We start from the raw sequence: 13,390 nt of genomic DNA, 5'->3' as shown, positions 1-13,390 counted from the left end.
TCTACTAACAACCCCAAATAATCATATCTTTTATTATAACACATATTGTAGGCCATCAATACCGCAGCGAACAGTATTTCTCGTACAATCTTCATACCAATGGATGTTACATTGAGGATATAAATCTTTGAAGTATAAAACATTCCGATTTTTAAGGCCTCGTACCTTAGATGTTAAGCTACGGGGATAGAAAATACTTATATTTAGAGCTGTAAAAGTATTTAGTTGTCCCCATACATTCCGCTGTGATATCCCCTCACCAATAGAAGATTCTATATGTTCATTAATACAGCGTTCTAGGCATTGTTTATACTGTTCATTTACAACGAGCTCACCCATGGCTGGCTCATAAGGACCTGCTACTAAACTATTTCCTGAGTCTAATTCTTCCGTGCTTTGTAATCCTGTACGTATAACTTCAATAGTATGTCGTTCAAACCATTCTTTTAGGAACGCACAATATTTTATAGCCTGCTCAGTACTCAATGGCTCGTATTCACCAGCTCTATATTGATCTGCCAGTTCCGTATTTTCTATAACAAGAACAGGATAAATTCGTATAAAATCTGGTTTTAGTTTAACTATAGCAACAGCCGTTTCCAAAATGGTTTCCCACGTTTCACCTTTTAGTCCTGGTAAAAGTTGAACACCTACAGTCATACCACGTTGTTTTAATCTTGCCACAGCCTCTACTACCTCTTCTGCGGTGTGACCGCGCTTAGCGTCGGCTAAAATACTATCATTCATGGACTGTACACCAAGTTCTACTGTTTTTACGCCGTAAGACTGTAACAACGTAATAGCTTCGTCACTAACAGCATCAGGCCGTGTAGAACAGCGTATACCATCAATTATGCCACTCTTAAGCATCTCAGAAGCAGGAGCTAATAATTGGTGTTGTAGATCTGTATGGATAGCTGTAAATGATCCACCATAAAAGGCAACCTCCCAAAACTTATCGTTCCGTTTACTACCTACATACTCTGTAATCGTTTCTTTTATATAATCCGGTGTTAGGTGACTAATACCAGATTGGCCCGTAATACGAGACTGATTACAAAAGGTACACACATAGGGACAACCTACGTGAGGTATAAAAAAAGGAATCATACCAAATGGTTTCATAGACACCTCCCCTTCTTATAAAAAATATTACTCACATACTATTGTATAAATCATTAATCACTTATTGCTATATAGAACATTACTTATATGCTGGTATATATCATTACATGCTGTTATATATATCATTACTCACATACTGTTATATATATCATTACTCACATACTGTTATATATATCATTACTCACATACTGTTATATAGCTTATCACTCATCTACTATTATACAGAAAAAAGCGCCATTAGGCGCTTTTCTATTTGTCAGCCATCAACTTTTCTAAAGTTAATTGAGCCGCATGTTGTTCTGCAATTTTTTTACTTTTACCAGAGCCGGCCTCGTAAGTAACACCATTAATTTCGACTACCATATGGAAGGTCTTAGCATGGTCGGGACCACTTTCACTGAGCAAACGGTAAACGATATGCTTATCACCATTCCGTTGCACGTATTCTTGTAATAATGTCTTATAATCTTTGCCCCGCTTACCTTCTAAGGCTTGCTTGGTATAAGTTGTTAAATGTTTTAAAACGAAGGTCATTGCTGTTTGGTAATCTGTAGAAATATAAATAGCGCCAATGAGAGACTCAAAGGTATCAGCTAGTATAGAGTTACGATCATTACCACCGGAAGCGCGTTCACCATGACCAAGCAATAAATATTGCCCCAATTGTAAAGAACGACTTACGGATGCTAGGGAATCCTCACATACTGTAGCAGCCTTAATCTTCGTCAAGTTACCTTCAGCCATGTCTGGATAATTCTTAAATAAGTACTCACCAATGATGAGATCCAGTACAGCATCGCCTAAAAACTCTAATCGTTGATTGTGATGGATATGCTTTGATTTATGTTCATTCGCATAAGATGTATGTGTAAAAGCACAATCTATAATGGATATATCTGACACAGGTATGTCTAAACGAGCAACAAGCTCATGAAGAGATTCTTCACGAGCTTGTGTCATCTTACTCTTATGCGCTTCGATAGCAACCATTAAGCTTCATAACGGCGAATGCAAAGTGTACCGTTATGACCACCAAAACCGAAAGAGTTGGAAAGTGCACATTTAACTTCTAAGTCACGTGCGCCTTCACGAACATAGTCTAGATCCAAACCTTCATCAGGATTGTCACAGTTAATTGTAGGGTGAACTTTACCAGTTTCGATAGCCATCGCCATAACGATAGTTTCGATAGCACCAGCAGCACCTAACAAGTGACCTGTCATGGATTTTGTAGAGTTAACAGCGATATTTTTAGCATGATCGCCGAACAATTCTTTAATAGCTAATGTTTCATTTTGGTCATTAAGGCCAGTAGATGTACCATGAGCATTGATGTAGTTAACGTCTTTAGGATCGATACCTGCATCTTTAATTGCTAATTCCATACATTTACGAGCTTGAACACCACCTGGAGCTGGTGCAGTGATGTGGTAAGCATCACCATTAGTGCCATAACCTACTACTTCAGCGTAGATATGAGCACCACGAGCTTTAGCATGTTCTAATTCTTCAAGAACTACGATACCTGAGCCTTCACCCATTACGAAACCATCGCGATCACGGTCAAATGGACGGGATGCTTTTGTTGGTTCGTCATTGCGTGTAGACATAGCTTTCATAGCTGCGAAACCAGCTACCGCAGCTGGGGATACAGCCGCTTCAGTACCACCAGCGAACATTACATCAGCATCACCACGTTGAATGATACGGAATGCGTCGCCAATAGCGTTTGTACCAGAAGTACAAGCTGTTACGTCTGTAATAACAGGACCTTTAAGACCAAGGCGAATGGATACGCGTGCAGATGTCATGTTGGCAATCATCATAGGTACTGCAAATGGACTTACGCGGCCAGGACCTTTTTCGAATAATGTTTCATATACTTCATGGATAGAGTCAATACCGCCGATACCAGTACCAACTACAGTACCACAACGGTCTAAATCAGCTTTATCCAAGTCAAGATCAGCATCTTCACAAGCAAGAACAGCTGCACCGATAGCCAATTCTACAGAACGGTCCATACGACGAGCTTCTTTTTTGTCAACGCCATAGTTTGTAATATCAAAATCTTTTACTTCGCCTGCAATGCGTGTTGCATACTCAGATGCGTCAAAGCGTGTAATCGGCCCAATACCAGATTGACCTGCCAATAACGCATTGTAGAAGTTCTCTTTACCGATACCTACAGGAGTCACTGCCCCTAAGCCAGTAATTACTACACGTTTTTCCAATTATTCCACCTCTTATAGCTATACAGCCCTTTTAAATTAATCTATCTCTGCTACTTGCTGTTTTAGTTGAGCAAAGATATCTTTAACTGGCATAATCTTGTCGACTTTTCTCATATTATTGCCAGAGAACACCAAACCAGTTTCCACATCACCTTGTTGTGCACGAGAAAGAGCGCGGATGATACAGAATTTATGGGAACAATGTTTTAAACAGTTATCACACACCGTTGGAGGTGCTACAGTACCGTCTAATACAGATTCAGCAAATTTGTTTTTAATTGCTTGACCAGGCAAACCTACAGGACTTTGAATTAATACGATGTCCTCAGGGTTTGTAGCCCGTACATACATTTTTTTCAATTCATCAGATGCATTACATTCATCAGAAGCCGCAAAACGGCTGCCCATTTGAACGCCACTAGCACCTAATTTCAACATTTCTACGATATCACGGCCATCAAGAACACCACCAGCACCAATTACTGGAATGTTTTTAACAGCTGCCACAACTTCTGGAACGATGTCTCGAGCGGAACGATCCGTACCCAAGTGACCACCAGCCTCGCAGCCTTCTACAATTACTGCTGCGGCACCTAAACCTTCAGAAATGCGAGCTAATTTTGCGGACGAAACGATTGGTACAATTGGAGTACCAGACTCTTTGCCCATTGCGAACATATCTCTTGAGAAACCAGCACCTGCTACTACAAGATCAATGCCCTCTTCGATGGCAGTTTTTACTAGACCAGCAAATTGAGTTGCCGCTACCATCGCATTTATACCAATAATACCCGTAGGTGATAATTTTCTAGCTAATTGTATTTCGTATCGTAATTCATCAAAAGGCAAACCGGATGCCGCAATAAGGCCGATACCACCTTCATTTGCAACGGCTGCTGCCAAGCGAGCTGTAGACAATCTAATCGCCATACCACCTTGAATGATAGGTACTTTGGCCACTAGATTCCCAATGCGAAGTTCAGGGAGCTTCACTATCAAATCCTCCTGTAAATAAAACCGGTGGGGAGGCCACTCGGCCTCCCGTTCGGCTGAATTGTCAGCTTTACAGCTTATTTAGCAGAATCAATATATTCTACTGTATCCTTAACGGTTTTAATTTTTTCTGCAACGTCGTCAGGAATTTCAACATTGAATTCTTCTTCGAATGCCATGATCAATTCAACGATATCTAAGGAGTCAGCGCCTAAGTCGTCGATGAATGTAGAATCAATGGTAACTTCAGCTTCATCAACGCCTAATTGTTCCACAACGATTGCTTTTACTTTATCGAAAGTGTTCATTGGTGGTTCACCTCCTTTCAAAGTGTATTTGTATATAGTCTAATTTTACAACTACATTACCATGCCGCCATCTACATTGATAACTTGGCCAGTAATATAATTAGCAAAATCGCTAGCAAGGAATGTTACTACAGTTGCTACTTCTTCTGCATCAGCCATACGGCCCAATGGAATTTCAGTAACCATAGCTTCTTTAACTTTTTCTGGTAATACATCAGTCATATCAGTGTTGATAAAACCTGGTGCAATCGCATTAACTGTAATACCACGGCTTGCTAATTCCTTAGCACAGGATTTAGTAAAACCAATTACACCTGCTTTAGAAGCAGCGTAGTTAGTTTGACCAGCATTACCCATAACACCTACAACAGATGTCATGTTGATAATATGACCAGAACGTTGTTTCATCATGATTTTGGATACCGCTTTAGTTACCAAGTATACACCTTTAAGGTTGATATCGATAACAGCATCAAAATCTTCATCTTTCATACGCATTAACAAACCGTCACGCGTAATACCCGCATTGTTTACGAGAATGTCAATGTGGCCAAATTCTTTATGAGCTTCTTCCACCATGGAAGCAACTTCATCAGCATTAGCTACATTGGCTTTAATTTTAATGGCTTTACGGCCTAATGCTTGTACAGCTTCAACAGTTTCTTGAGCTGCACCTTCGCTACCGCTATAGTTAACTACAACATCAGCACCAGATTGTGCTAAATGGATGGCTACAGCGCGACCAATGCCACGGGATGCGCCAGTTACAATGGCTACTTTACCCTCTAAATGCATTTTATCGAACCCCTTTCAAAAATTCAAGCGTTTTCTCTAAGGATGCAATGTCTTCAACATTGGCTAATTCCATATCTTTATTGATCTTTTTAGTAAAGCCTGTAAGCACTTTACCAGGACCAACTTCAACGAAGCTAGTAACACCAAAGTTTACCATTTCAGCTACGCAGTCTTCCCATAATACAGGGTTAGCTGCTTGAGTAACTAAGGATTCTTTAATGTCGTTTGCATTAGTCAAAATTTTGCCTGTAACATTTGCTACTACAGGAATTTGAGCATCGCTCACTTGAATTTTATCTAACTCTTCTTTCAAGCGAACAGCTGCAGGTTCCATCAAACGGCTATGGAATGGAGCACTTACAGGAAGCATTACGGCGCGTTTCGCGCCAGCTTCTTTCATTTTTTCAGCTGCTGTTTCCACTGCTGCAGTTTCACCGGCAATTACGATTTGACCTGGACAGTTAAAGTTAACTGCTTGTACAGAGCCTACAGATGCACTTACTTCATCACAAATTTGTACAACTTGTTCACGAGGTAATGCTAAGATAGCCGCCATAGCGCCTTTACCCAATGGCACAGCTTCTTGCATATACTGACCGCGCTTATGCACCACATATACTGCATCTTTAAAGTTCAATACGCCAGCTGCTACAAGAGCACTGTACTCGCCAAGGCTATGGCCACCTACGATATCAGGTGTAAAACCTTGCTCTTTAAGAACTTCATAACAAGCTACGGAGGCTGTCAAAATAGCAGGTTGTGTGTTTGCTGTTTTAACAAGCTCTGTGTCAGGACCTTCGAAACATAACTTAGTAATAGAGTAACCAAGAGCTTCGTCAGCTTCTTCAAAACGTTGTTTCACAATAGGATACGCATTGTACAAATCTTGTAACATGCCTACTTTTTGGGAACCTTGACCAGGAAAAACAAATGCCGTTTTCATTAGGGCCTCCTTATTTAACAAGACCTTGAAGGTTGTTAATTACACGTTCAGTTTCAGTCATAATATCGTTAATGATAGTTGCACAAGGTTTAATATCTGTTAACATACCAGAAATTTGACCAATCATTACGGAACCTTCTTTTACATCACCATCAATAGCAGCTAAGCGAAGTGTGCCTGCGCCTAATGCTTCTAATTCTTCTTTAGAGCCACCGCTGAATTCAAGGTTTTTGTATTTATGAGCTAATGTATTATCAATAATACGTACAGGGTGACCTGTTGTTAAGCCAGTCATAACTGTAGCGCGATCTTTTGCTTTCAATACAGCATTTTTATAATTTTCATGAGCAATACATTCTTCGGATAATACGAAGCGTGTACCCATTTGTACTGCTTTAGCACCTAATGCAAAGGCTGCCGCCATACCGCGACCATCAGCAATACCACCAGCAGCAATTACTGGAACATCAACAGCATCTACTACCTGAGGAATCAATGCCATAGTTGTAATGTCGCCTACGTGACCACCAGACTCTGTACCTTCTGCAATGATTGCATCAATGCCACCACGTAATAAGCGTTTTGCCAACAATACAGATGCTACAACAGGAATTACTTTAGTGCCGATTTCTTTCAAAGCTGGAATGTAAACGCCAGGGTTACCAGCACCTGTAGTAATCACAGGAACGCGTTCTTCCACTACTACTTCCATAACTTCTTTTACGAATGGAGACATAAGCATGATGTTACAACCAAATGGTTTGCTTGTGCGCTCTTTCAATTTATGGATTTCATTACGGAAAATATCAGGAGGCATATGACCAGCACCAATGATGCCAAGGCCACCAGCTTCAGATACAGCTGCCGCTAATTCTGCAGTACCGAGCCAAGCCATACCACCTTGTAAGATTGGATACTCAATCTGCAATAAATCACAAATGTCAGTCTTAATCATCTTGATGTGTCCTCCTTAATACCATTTCAAGACTAGGCTTGCCCATGTTAGGCCCGCACCAAATCCTGCAAACGCAACATTATCTCCACGTTTGAAATGTCCTTCACGATATGCTTCATCAAGAGCAATCGCTACAGACGCGGCAGATGTATTACCATACTTATGTAAATTAACAAAAACTTTTTCCAGTGGCAGATGTAATCGTTTTGCTGCCGAATCAATAATTCGAATATTCGCTTGATGAGGGATGAAGTAATCTAATTCATTTAGCTCCATACCAGCTCGTTCTAAAGATTTTAAAACAGTGCGTCCCATCGTTTTAACAGCAAATTTATATACTTCAGGGCCATCCATGTGAATGAATGTTAAACCTTCTTCTACACGTTGATCATTAGCTACCACAGCAGTACCACCTGCTGGAATACAAAGTGCTGGTCCACCAGTGCCGTCGGCGCCCATATCAATACCTTTAATACCATAACCTTCAGGTACTTCAGATACTACTGCAGCACCTGCACCATCACCAAAGAGGATACATGTGCCACGATCATTCCAGTTTACTCGACGGGAAAGAATTTCTGCCCCCACAACGAGTACTTTCTTATAAATACCAGAGCTAATATAACTAGCTGCAGTAATCAATCCATATACAAAGCCAGAACATGCCGCTTGTAAATCGTAAGCTGCTGCGTTTTTAGCCCCTAGATTAGCTTGCAAAACACAAGCTGCAGAAGGAATAATCATATCTGGTGTTAAGGTAGCAAAGATAATCATATCGATGTCTTCTGCATTGACCTTAGCCATTTGCAATGCTTTCTTAGCAGCCTCTGTTGCCATATAGGATGTATTCATACCTTCCGGTGCAATGCGTCGTTCTTCTATACCAGTACGTTCTCTAATCCATTGGTCGTTGGTATCAACCATTTTTTCAAGATCAAAGTTTGTTACTACATTGTCAGGAAGGAAGCTCCCAGTACCAATGATCCCTACAGGTTTATTCATCATAGTCATACTTTAAGGCTCCTTCAATTTCCATCGTATCACGAATGTGTTGAATAATTTTACGCTCTACTAGATCATCAGCAATTTCGATAGCACTCTTAATCTCTTTGGCCTTAGAACTACCATGAGAAATCATAAACAAACCATTAACACCTAAGAGTGGAGCGCCACCATTTTCAGTGTGATCTAAGCGTTTAGCCATTTTTTTCAAAGCTGGCTTTACTAACATAGCACCAATCTTGGCAAAAATACTACCTGCCATAATGCTATCTTTTACTAATTGTGTTAAGCCTGTTACCAAGCCTTCCGCAAATTTCAATACTACATTGCCTACAAAGCCATCACATACGACAACATCAACAGTCCCTTTTGGAATGTCACGACCTTCAATGTTACCTTTAAAGTTAATAATCTTCATACGTTCCAAGATTGGATACGTAGCTAGAACAACATCATTCCCTTTTGTGGATTCTTCGCCGATATTGAGTAATCCTACAGAAGGATTTTCTTTACCTAATAAAAGCTTTGCGTATTCAGATCCCATCAAAGCACCTTGTACAAGATGTTTAGGTTTGCAGTTTGAATTCGCACCTGAATCCAGCATAACAGTAATACCACTTACTGTAGGCATTGGTGTTGCAATAACTGGGCGATCTACCCCCGCAATGCGACCAAGACCAAATAAGGCAGCTGCAACAGCAGCTCCGGTGCTACCAGGAGCAATAACAGCATCACAATGATTATCGCGAACTAGCGCTGTGGCTACTACGATAGATGCATCTTTTTTCTTGCGCAATGCTTGACCTGGATGCTCATCCATGCCGATTACTTCACTAGCATGATGTACAGAAATACGTGGATTCTTAGCTTCATTATTAGCTTCTAATATGTTAAAAATTTGCTGCTCATCGCCGACGAGCACCACTTCAATGTGTTCATTTGCTCGTACGGCTTCAATGGATCCTAGTACAGTCTCCAATGGAGCAAAGTCGCCACCCATGGCGTCTATTGCAATTTTCATAATTTACACCCTATTCTCTACGGATTCCATAATAAATTTTGCGCGAAATACTTCTTTTATTTTATCTCTTATGATAACCCAAATAAAGAACTTATTACCTCGGCGGCGAACAATTTCTGCTTTTGCCACCAAATTTGTACCAGCTCCTACTGGGTTCTTATATTTTATATTTCCAACTTCCGCAGAACAAACAGTAGTCCCCATGACTACTTTTGCGAGGGAATTGGCTTGAGCATATAAATACTGTGGCTCTACATGTCCAAATCGATCTTCCATATCAGCCGTAGTCCGTAGCATAGATAATGCTTGTTGCCCTTCAGTGACATCAATCAATTCCCCAACTACTTCATACGGTACATGATCTACTGTTTCTTGTGATTGACCTGTAGCCATTACGCGAATACGTTCACGCAACTCAGGTATTCCCAACTCTAGTCGATCTAGACGAATAGTTGGCACACTTACACTAAAGTGCATTGCCAATTCTTCATCAGTAAGAAATGGCGTAATATTCAGTTTTTCTTGTAACTGCTTTTGGCGCTCTTGCTTCTTTAACCGACTCATGGGACCACCTTTTATGACCTAGTATTAATATTACATCCTAAGTATATACAATAATTTCCCTATTGGCAAGGCTTTTCATACATATAGTAACAAATTTTAATGACATATACAAAATATAGTTATAATTTTATATTTAAGTATCTTTTAATTTATAAAAGTATAAAAAAATGCCACTACCTTATAGATTAATCTTACTATAAAATAGTGACACTTACTACTAATTAAGTGGCATATAAAGTTATAAGTATATAACTAAAAACTATATAAGAATATAAAATGAAAAAACATATAAAAAAGACGCCTACCGAAGTAGGCGTCTTTTCATCCGCTCACATATTAAGCATTAGCTACTACTTGCTCACCTTTATAGTGACCACATGTAGGGCAAACACGATGAGGCATCTTAGGTTCGTGGCATTGTGGGCATGCTACATAACCAGGAGCTTCTAATTTCCAATTAGCACGACGACGATCGCGACGGCATTTAGACAATCTACGTTTAGGTACTGCCATTATCTGCACCTCCTTAGTACAATCATTAGGACAATCTATCATCTTTCTCATCAAGCAAAGCACGTAACTCTGCAAATCGAGGATCCACCACAAAGGATTCACAAGAACAAGGTGAAACATTTAAATTTGCTCCGCAATGAACGCACAATCCTTTGCAATCATCCTGACATAACACTTGAGAGGGCTCATTGATGATTAATGTATCCCTAATTAGTTCGGTTAAGTCAATTTCCTCTCCATCGAAACGAGTCACATCATCCGCAGTATCTCGACGGTCACTAAAGATTTCCTCAAAGGAATCCTTACGATCATGCTCTGTCGAATTTAAACAACGAGAACAATCGTAATCACCTTTAGACTCTATCGAACCTTGAACGATGTAATTTTGACCATCAAACCAAAACTCACCATTAATGGTTATATCATGACGGCTCCAAGGAAAAGCAGTTACGTCACCAAGCTCAGAGGTTGGTATCGTATAGCTATAAGGAAATTTCTTTCCTATATGTTCTTTTGCTTGCTCTACTTGCAGTTTCATAATCTTACCTCGACTCATAATATTATAAACATGACATGGTGCTTTGTCAAATAAAAAAGACTATCTTAAGTGGACTCAAGATAGCCTTTTTGGAAAGTCAATTACATTTTTTCGAATTGGTCTTTACCAACACCGCAAAGTGGGCAAACATAATCAGCTGGTTGATCTTCGAATTTTACGCCTTCAACAGCTTCGTCATAAACCCAACCACATACTACGCATACGTATTTTTCCATGTGTATTTCCTCCTTCACTTGAAAATTTTGTTTAAATTTTATCTTTAATTAAATTAGATACTCTATCTGTAATGTAGTATACCAAAGATATCGAAACTTTTCAATACTCATTTTCTTATTTTCTCAATTTTTCTAATATTTAAAAATCATATATACTATGCGGATTTATCCTACCTACAAAACTTGAAACGTATTATCAATTAGACCTTTTGCAATATAACCTTAACACCCTTTAACATTCAAGTCGATACTATTCCTAAATTAAAAATAAGAGCTTAAAGTAAAAGCTTATACATTTAATTAACAACTACATTAATCTATCTAAGGTATACATAATTTATATATTATACTATTATATATAGAAGAGCTTATATGACTATATAAACATTATTATAGGACTATGTAGTTTCTAACAAATACACCTAATCACATTAGTATATAAGTATATACTTATACATACTTTTACTTTATTAAAGCTCTGTTTCTTATAAAAGAACAAAAGATTCTTATTTGAAGCTTAATAAAGAATTCGTTTATTACATTGTTATCATAGGAGGATGTATGAGAACAGCTTTAACTCAACTTTTACAAATTGAATACCCTATTATTCAAGGCGCTATGGCTTGGGTATCTGAACACAAATTAGTTGCTGCCGTTGCCAACGCTGGTGCTACTGGTGTAATTGCTCTTGGTGGCCGCGATGCTGAATGGACACGCAATGAGATCCGTGCTTGTAAAGAATTAACAGATAAGCCTTTCGGTGTTAACCTTATGTTAATGGCCCCAAATAAGGATGAATTAGTAGATATTATCATTGAAGAAAAACCAGCCTTTGTAACTCTTGGCGCTGGTAACCCTGTTCCGTATATTAAACCATTTCAAGATGCAGGCATCAAAGTTATTCCTGTTGTTCCATCTTTGAAACTTGCAAAACGCATCCAAGATGCTGGTGCTGATGCAATAATTATTGAAGGCATGGAAGCTGGTGGACACATCGGTAGCCAAACTACAATGTCTTTAATGGAAAATATTTTACCTGAAATTTCTATCCCTGTTGTTGTGGCTGGCTCTATCGTAGATGGCCGTGGTCTTGCAGCAGCATTATTGATGGGTGCAGCAGGCGTGCAAATGGGCTCTCGTTTCTTGTTAGCCGAAGAATGCCAAGCACATCCAAACATGAAAGAAGCAATCATCAATGCTACAGATACAGATTCTGTTGTAACAGGCCTTCTCTCTGGTCACGGTGGCGTCCGTAGCTTAAAAAATGAATTTACTACACGCTATCTAGCTGCTGAAACTGATGGTGTTACTACACCGGAAGAACGCACTAAAATGTCTCAAGGCACTAACAAACGCGCCGCTATTGATGGGGATGTTGTAAACGGTGCAGTACAAGTAGGCCAGGGTTTAAATCGTCTTACAGCTATTGAACCAGCTCATACTATCGTTCAATCTGTAATGAATGAAGCTATTATGTCTATTCGTAAAGCTCAACGCCTTATTGAAATCGTTTAATTAATAATATAGGAGTACTCATGTTACCATTTCACGGAAAATATCCAAAATTAGATCCTAAAAGTTGCGTTATGCCTGGTGCAGAACTTGCTGGTGATGTGGAATTAAAAGAATATGCATCTATCTGGCAAAATTGCGCACTTCGAGGCGACGTAAATAAAATCATTGTAGGTCGTTACTCTAACGTACAAGACAACTCTGTTTTGCACGTAGATGATGATAAGGCTTGTGTCCTTGGTGATTATGTTACAATTGGTCATGGTGCAATCGTACATGCCAGCACAATTGAGGATAATGTATTAGTTGGTATGGGTGCCATCGTATTGAGTGGTTGCCATATCGGTTCCGGATCCATCATCGCCGCTGGTGCTGTATTAAAAGAAAACACAGTCATCCCTCCTAACTCTCTAGTAGTTGGGATTCCAGCTCGCGTTGTTCGCACAGATGAAACACAAATTGAGCGTATCCATAATCAAGCGTTAAAATATAAACACTTGTGGACTGTAGAATACGGTATGCTTCCTGATGCAGGTGGCGAAGAATACGATAAAAACGCTAAAATCGTATAATCACATATACAACAAAAATTGTACAAATCAGAACCACCCGTAAAACGGGTGGTTTGCTCACGGGCTATAAGCCCGTAGT

Annotated in this window: 16 protein-coding genes; 2 read left to right on the top strand and 14 right to left on the bottom strand. The window is 39.5% G+C overall.

The features are described from left to right. Positions 1–33: 33 nt before the first annotated feature. The 14 genes from RYM16_RS06340 to RYM16_RS06275 all read right to left on the bottom strand — a co-directional run bounded on the left by RYM16_RS06340 (position 34) and on the right by RYM16_RS06275 (position 11,227). Positions 34–1,125, bottom strand: coding sequence for a radical SAM protein (locus tag RYM16_RS06340; protein ID WP_314983026.1), 1,092 nt, complete (start codon positions 1,123–1,125; stop codon positions 34–36). A gap of 249 nt (positions 1,126–1,374) precedes the next feature. After that, positions 1,375–2,115: a ribonuclease III gene (rnc, locus tag RYM16_RS06335; protein WP_314983024.1), complete on the bottom strand. Its 741-nt coding sequence runs from the start codon at positions 2,113–2,115 to the stop codon at positions 1,375–1,377. Further along, positions 2,115–3,359: a beta-ketoacyl-ACP synthase II gene (gene fabF, locus RYM16_RS06330; protein ID WP_105081056.1), complete on the bottom strand. Its 1,245-nt coding sequence runs from the start codon at positions 3,357–3,359 to the stop codon at positions 2,115–2,117. Before fabF ends, rnc begins: the two co-directional genes overlap by 1 nt. 36 nt (positions 3,360–3,395) lie before the next feature. Continuing rightward, the gene (locus RYM16_RS06325) at positions 3,396–4,352 is read right to left on the bottom strand and encodes a nitronate monooxygenase family protein (RefSeq protein ID WP_009372047.1); all 957 of its coding nucleotides are present in this window, start codon (positions 4,350–4,352) and stop codon (positions 3,396–3,398) included. A 77-nt stretch (positions 4,353–4,429) separates the two neighbouring features. Continuing rightward, complete coding sequence (locus RYM16_RS06320) at positions 4,430–4,660, bottom strand: acyl carrier protein (protein ID WP_004693441.1); 231 nt, start codon at positions 4,658–4,660, stop codon at positions 4,430–4,432. 51 nt (positions 4,661–4,711) lie between these two features. Further along, positions 4,712–5,455 (bottom strand): 3-oxoacyl-[acyl-carrier-protein] reductase, encoded by a 744-nt coding sequence (gene fabG, locus RYM16_RS06315; protein WP_314983022.1) that lies wholly within the window; start codon positions 5,453–5,455, stop codon positions 4,712–4,714. Between the two features lies 1 nt (position 5,456). Beyond that, complete coding sequence (gene fabD / locus RYM16_RS06310; protein ID WP_314983020.1) at positions 5,457–6,398, bottom strand: ACP S-malonyltransferase; 942 nt, start codon at positions 6,396–6,398, stop codon at positions 5,457–5,459. Between the two features lie 10 nt (positions 6,399–6,408). Continuing rightward, positions 6,409–7,353: an enoyl-[acyl-carrier-protein] reductase FabK gene (fabK, locus tag RYM16_RS06305; RefSeq protein ID WP_314983018.1), complete on the bottom strand. Its 945-nt coding sequence runs from the start codon at positions 7,351–7,353 to the stop codon at positions 6,409–6,411. Positions 7,354–7,368: 15 nt separating this feature from the next. After that, positions 7,369–8,364 (bottom strand): beta-ketoacyl-ACP synthase III, encoded by a 996-nt coding sequence (locus tag RYM16_RS06300; protein WP_314983016.1) that lies wholly within the window; start codon positions 8,362–8,364, stop codon positions 7,369–7,371. Continuing rightward, complete coding sequence (plsX, locus tag RYM16_RS06295) at positions 8,348–9,376, bottom strand: phosphate acyltransferase PlsX (protein WP_314983015.1); 1,029 nt, start codon at positions 9,374–9,376, stop codon at positions 8,348–8,350. Before plsX ends, RYM16_RS06300 begins: the two co-directional genes overlap by 17 nt. 3 nt (positions 9,377–9,379) lie before the next feature. Continuing rightward, entirely contained in the window at positions 9,380–9,940 is a 561-nt protein-coding gene (fapR, locus tag RYM16_RS06290; protein ID WP_314983013.1) for a transcription factor FapR, read from the bottom strand. Positions 9,941–10,276: 336 nt separating this feature from the next. Beyond that, the gene (gene rpmF / locus RYM16_RS06285; RefSeq protein ID WP_004693428.1) at positions 10,277–10,453 is read right to left on the bottom strand and encodes a 50S ribosomal protein L32; all 177 of its coding nucleotides are present in this window, start codon (positions 10,451–10,453) and stop codon (positions 10,277–10,279) included. Between the two features lie 25 nt (positions 10,454–10,478). Continuing rightward, the gene (locus tag RYM16_RS06280; protein ID WP_314983011.1) at positions 10,479–10,991 is read right to left on the bottom strand and encodes a DUF177 domain-containing protein; all 513 of its coding nucleotides are present in this window, start codon (positions 10,989–10,991) and stop codon (positions 10,479–10,481) included. A gap of 101 nt (positions 10,992–11,092) precedes the next feature. Further along, positions 11,093–11,227 (bottom strand): rubredoxin, encoded by a 135-nt coding sequence (locus RYM16_RS06275; protein ID WP_009372088.1) that lies wholly within the window; start codon positions 11,225–11,227, stop codon positions 11,093–11,095. 561 nt (positions 11,228–11,788) lie between these two features. Here RYM16_RS06275 and RYM16_RS06270 point away from each other — a divergent pair. Continuing rightward, positions 11,789–12,742 carry a nitronate monooxygenase gene (locus RYM16_RS06270; protein ID WP_314983009.1) on the top strand — a complete coding sequence of 318 codons (954 nt, stop codon included), beginning with the start codon at positions 11,789–11,791 and terminating at the stop codon, positions 12,740–12,742. 20 nt (positions 12,743–12,762) lie between these two features. Further along, positions 12,763–13,311 carry a gamma carbonic anhydrase family protein gene (locus tag RYM16_RS06265; RefSeq protein ID WP_105081050.1) on the top strand — a complete coding sequence of 183 codons (549 nt, stop codon included), beginning with the start codon at positions 12,763–12,765 and terminating at the stop codon, positions 13,309–13,311. The last annotated feature ends 79 nt before the right edge of the window (positions 13,312–13,390 follow it).

Source organism: uncultured Veillonella sp., assembly GCF_963524655.1.
Lineage (GTDB): Bacteria > Bacillota > Negativicutes > Veillonellales > Veillonellaceae > Veillonella.
The sequence above is the reverse complement of the archived record's forward strand: the minus strand, read 5'-3'. Positions and strand labels throughout refer to the sequence as shown.

Bases quoted from the DNA above. Each gene is read 5' to 3' on its own strand.
- fabG (WP_314983022.1), bottom strand. From the start codon at position 5,455: ATGCATTTAGAGGGTAAAGTAGCCATTGTAACTGGCGCATCCCGTGGC.
- RYM16_RS06300 (WP_314983016.1), bottom strand. From the start codon at position 8,364: ATGACTATGATGAATAAACCTGTAGGGATCATTGGTACTGGGAGCTTC.
- fapR (WP_314983013.1), bottom strand. From the start codon at position 9,940: ATGAGTCGGTTAAAGAAGCAAGAGCGCCAAAAGCAGTTACAAGAAAAA.
- RYM16_RS06340 (WP_314983026.1), bottom strand. From the start codon at position 1,125: ATGAAACCATTTGGTATGATTCCTTTTTTTATACCTCACGTAGGTTGT.
- RYM16_RS06265 (WP_105081050.1), top strand. From the start codon at position 12,763: ATGTTACCATTTCACGGAAAATATCCAAAATTAGATCCTAAAAGTTGC.
- RYM16_RS06270 (WP_314983009.1), top strand. From the start codon at position 11,789: ATGAGAACAGCTTTAACTCAACTTTTACAAATTGAATACCCTATTATT.
- RYM16_RS06275 (WP_009372088.1), bottom strand. From the start codon at position 11,227: ATGGAAAAATACGTATGCGTAGTATGTGGTTGGGTTTATGACGAAGCT.
- RYM16_RS06320 (WP_004693441.1), bottom strand. From the start codon at position 4,660: ATGAACACTTTCGATAAAGTAAAAGCAATCGTTGTGGAACAATTAGGC.
- plsX (WP_314983015.1), bottom strand. From the start codon at position 9,376: ATGAAAATTGCAATAGACGCCATGGGTGGCGACTTTGCTCCATTGGAG.
- fabK (WP_314983018.1), bottom strand. From the start codon at position 7,353: ATGATTAAGACTGACATTTGTGATTTATTGCAGATTGAGTATCCAATC.
- rnc (WP_314983024.1), bottom strand. From the start codon at position 2,115: ATGGTTGCTATCGAAGCGCATAAGAGTAAGATGACACAAGCTCGTGAA.
- RYM16_RS06280 (WP_314983011.1), bottom strand. From the start codon at position 10,991: ATGAAACTGCAAGTAGAGCAAGCAAAAGAACATATAGGAAAGAAATTT.
- rpmF (WP_004693428.1), bottom strand. From the start codon at position 10,453: ATGGCAGTACCTAAACGTAGATTGTCTAAATGCCGTCGCGATCGTCGT.
- fabD (WP_314983020.1), bottom strand. From the start codon at position 6,398: ATGAAAACGGCATTTGTTTTTCCTGGTCAAGGTTCCCAAAAAGTAGGC.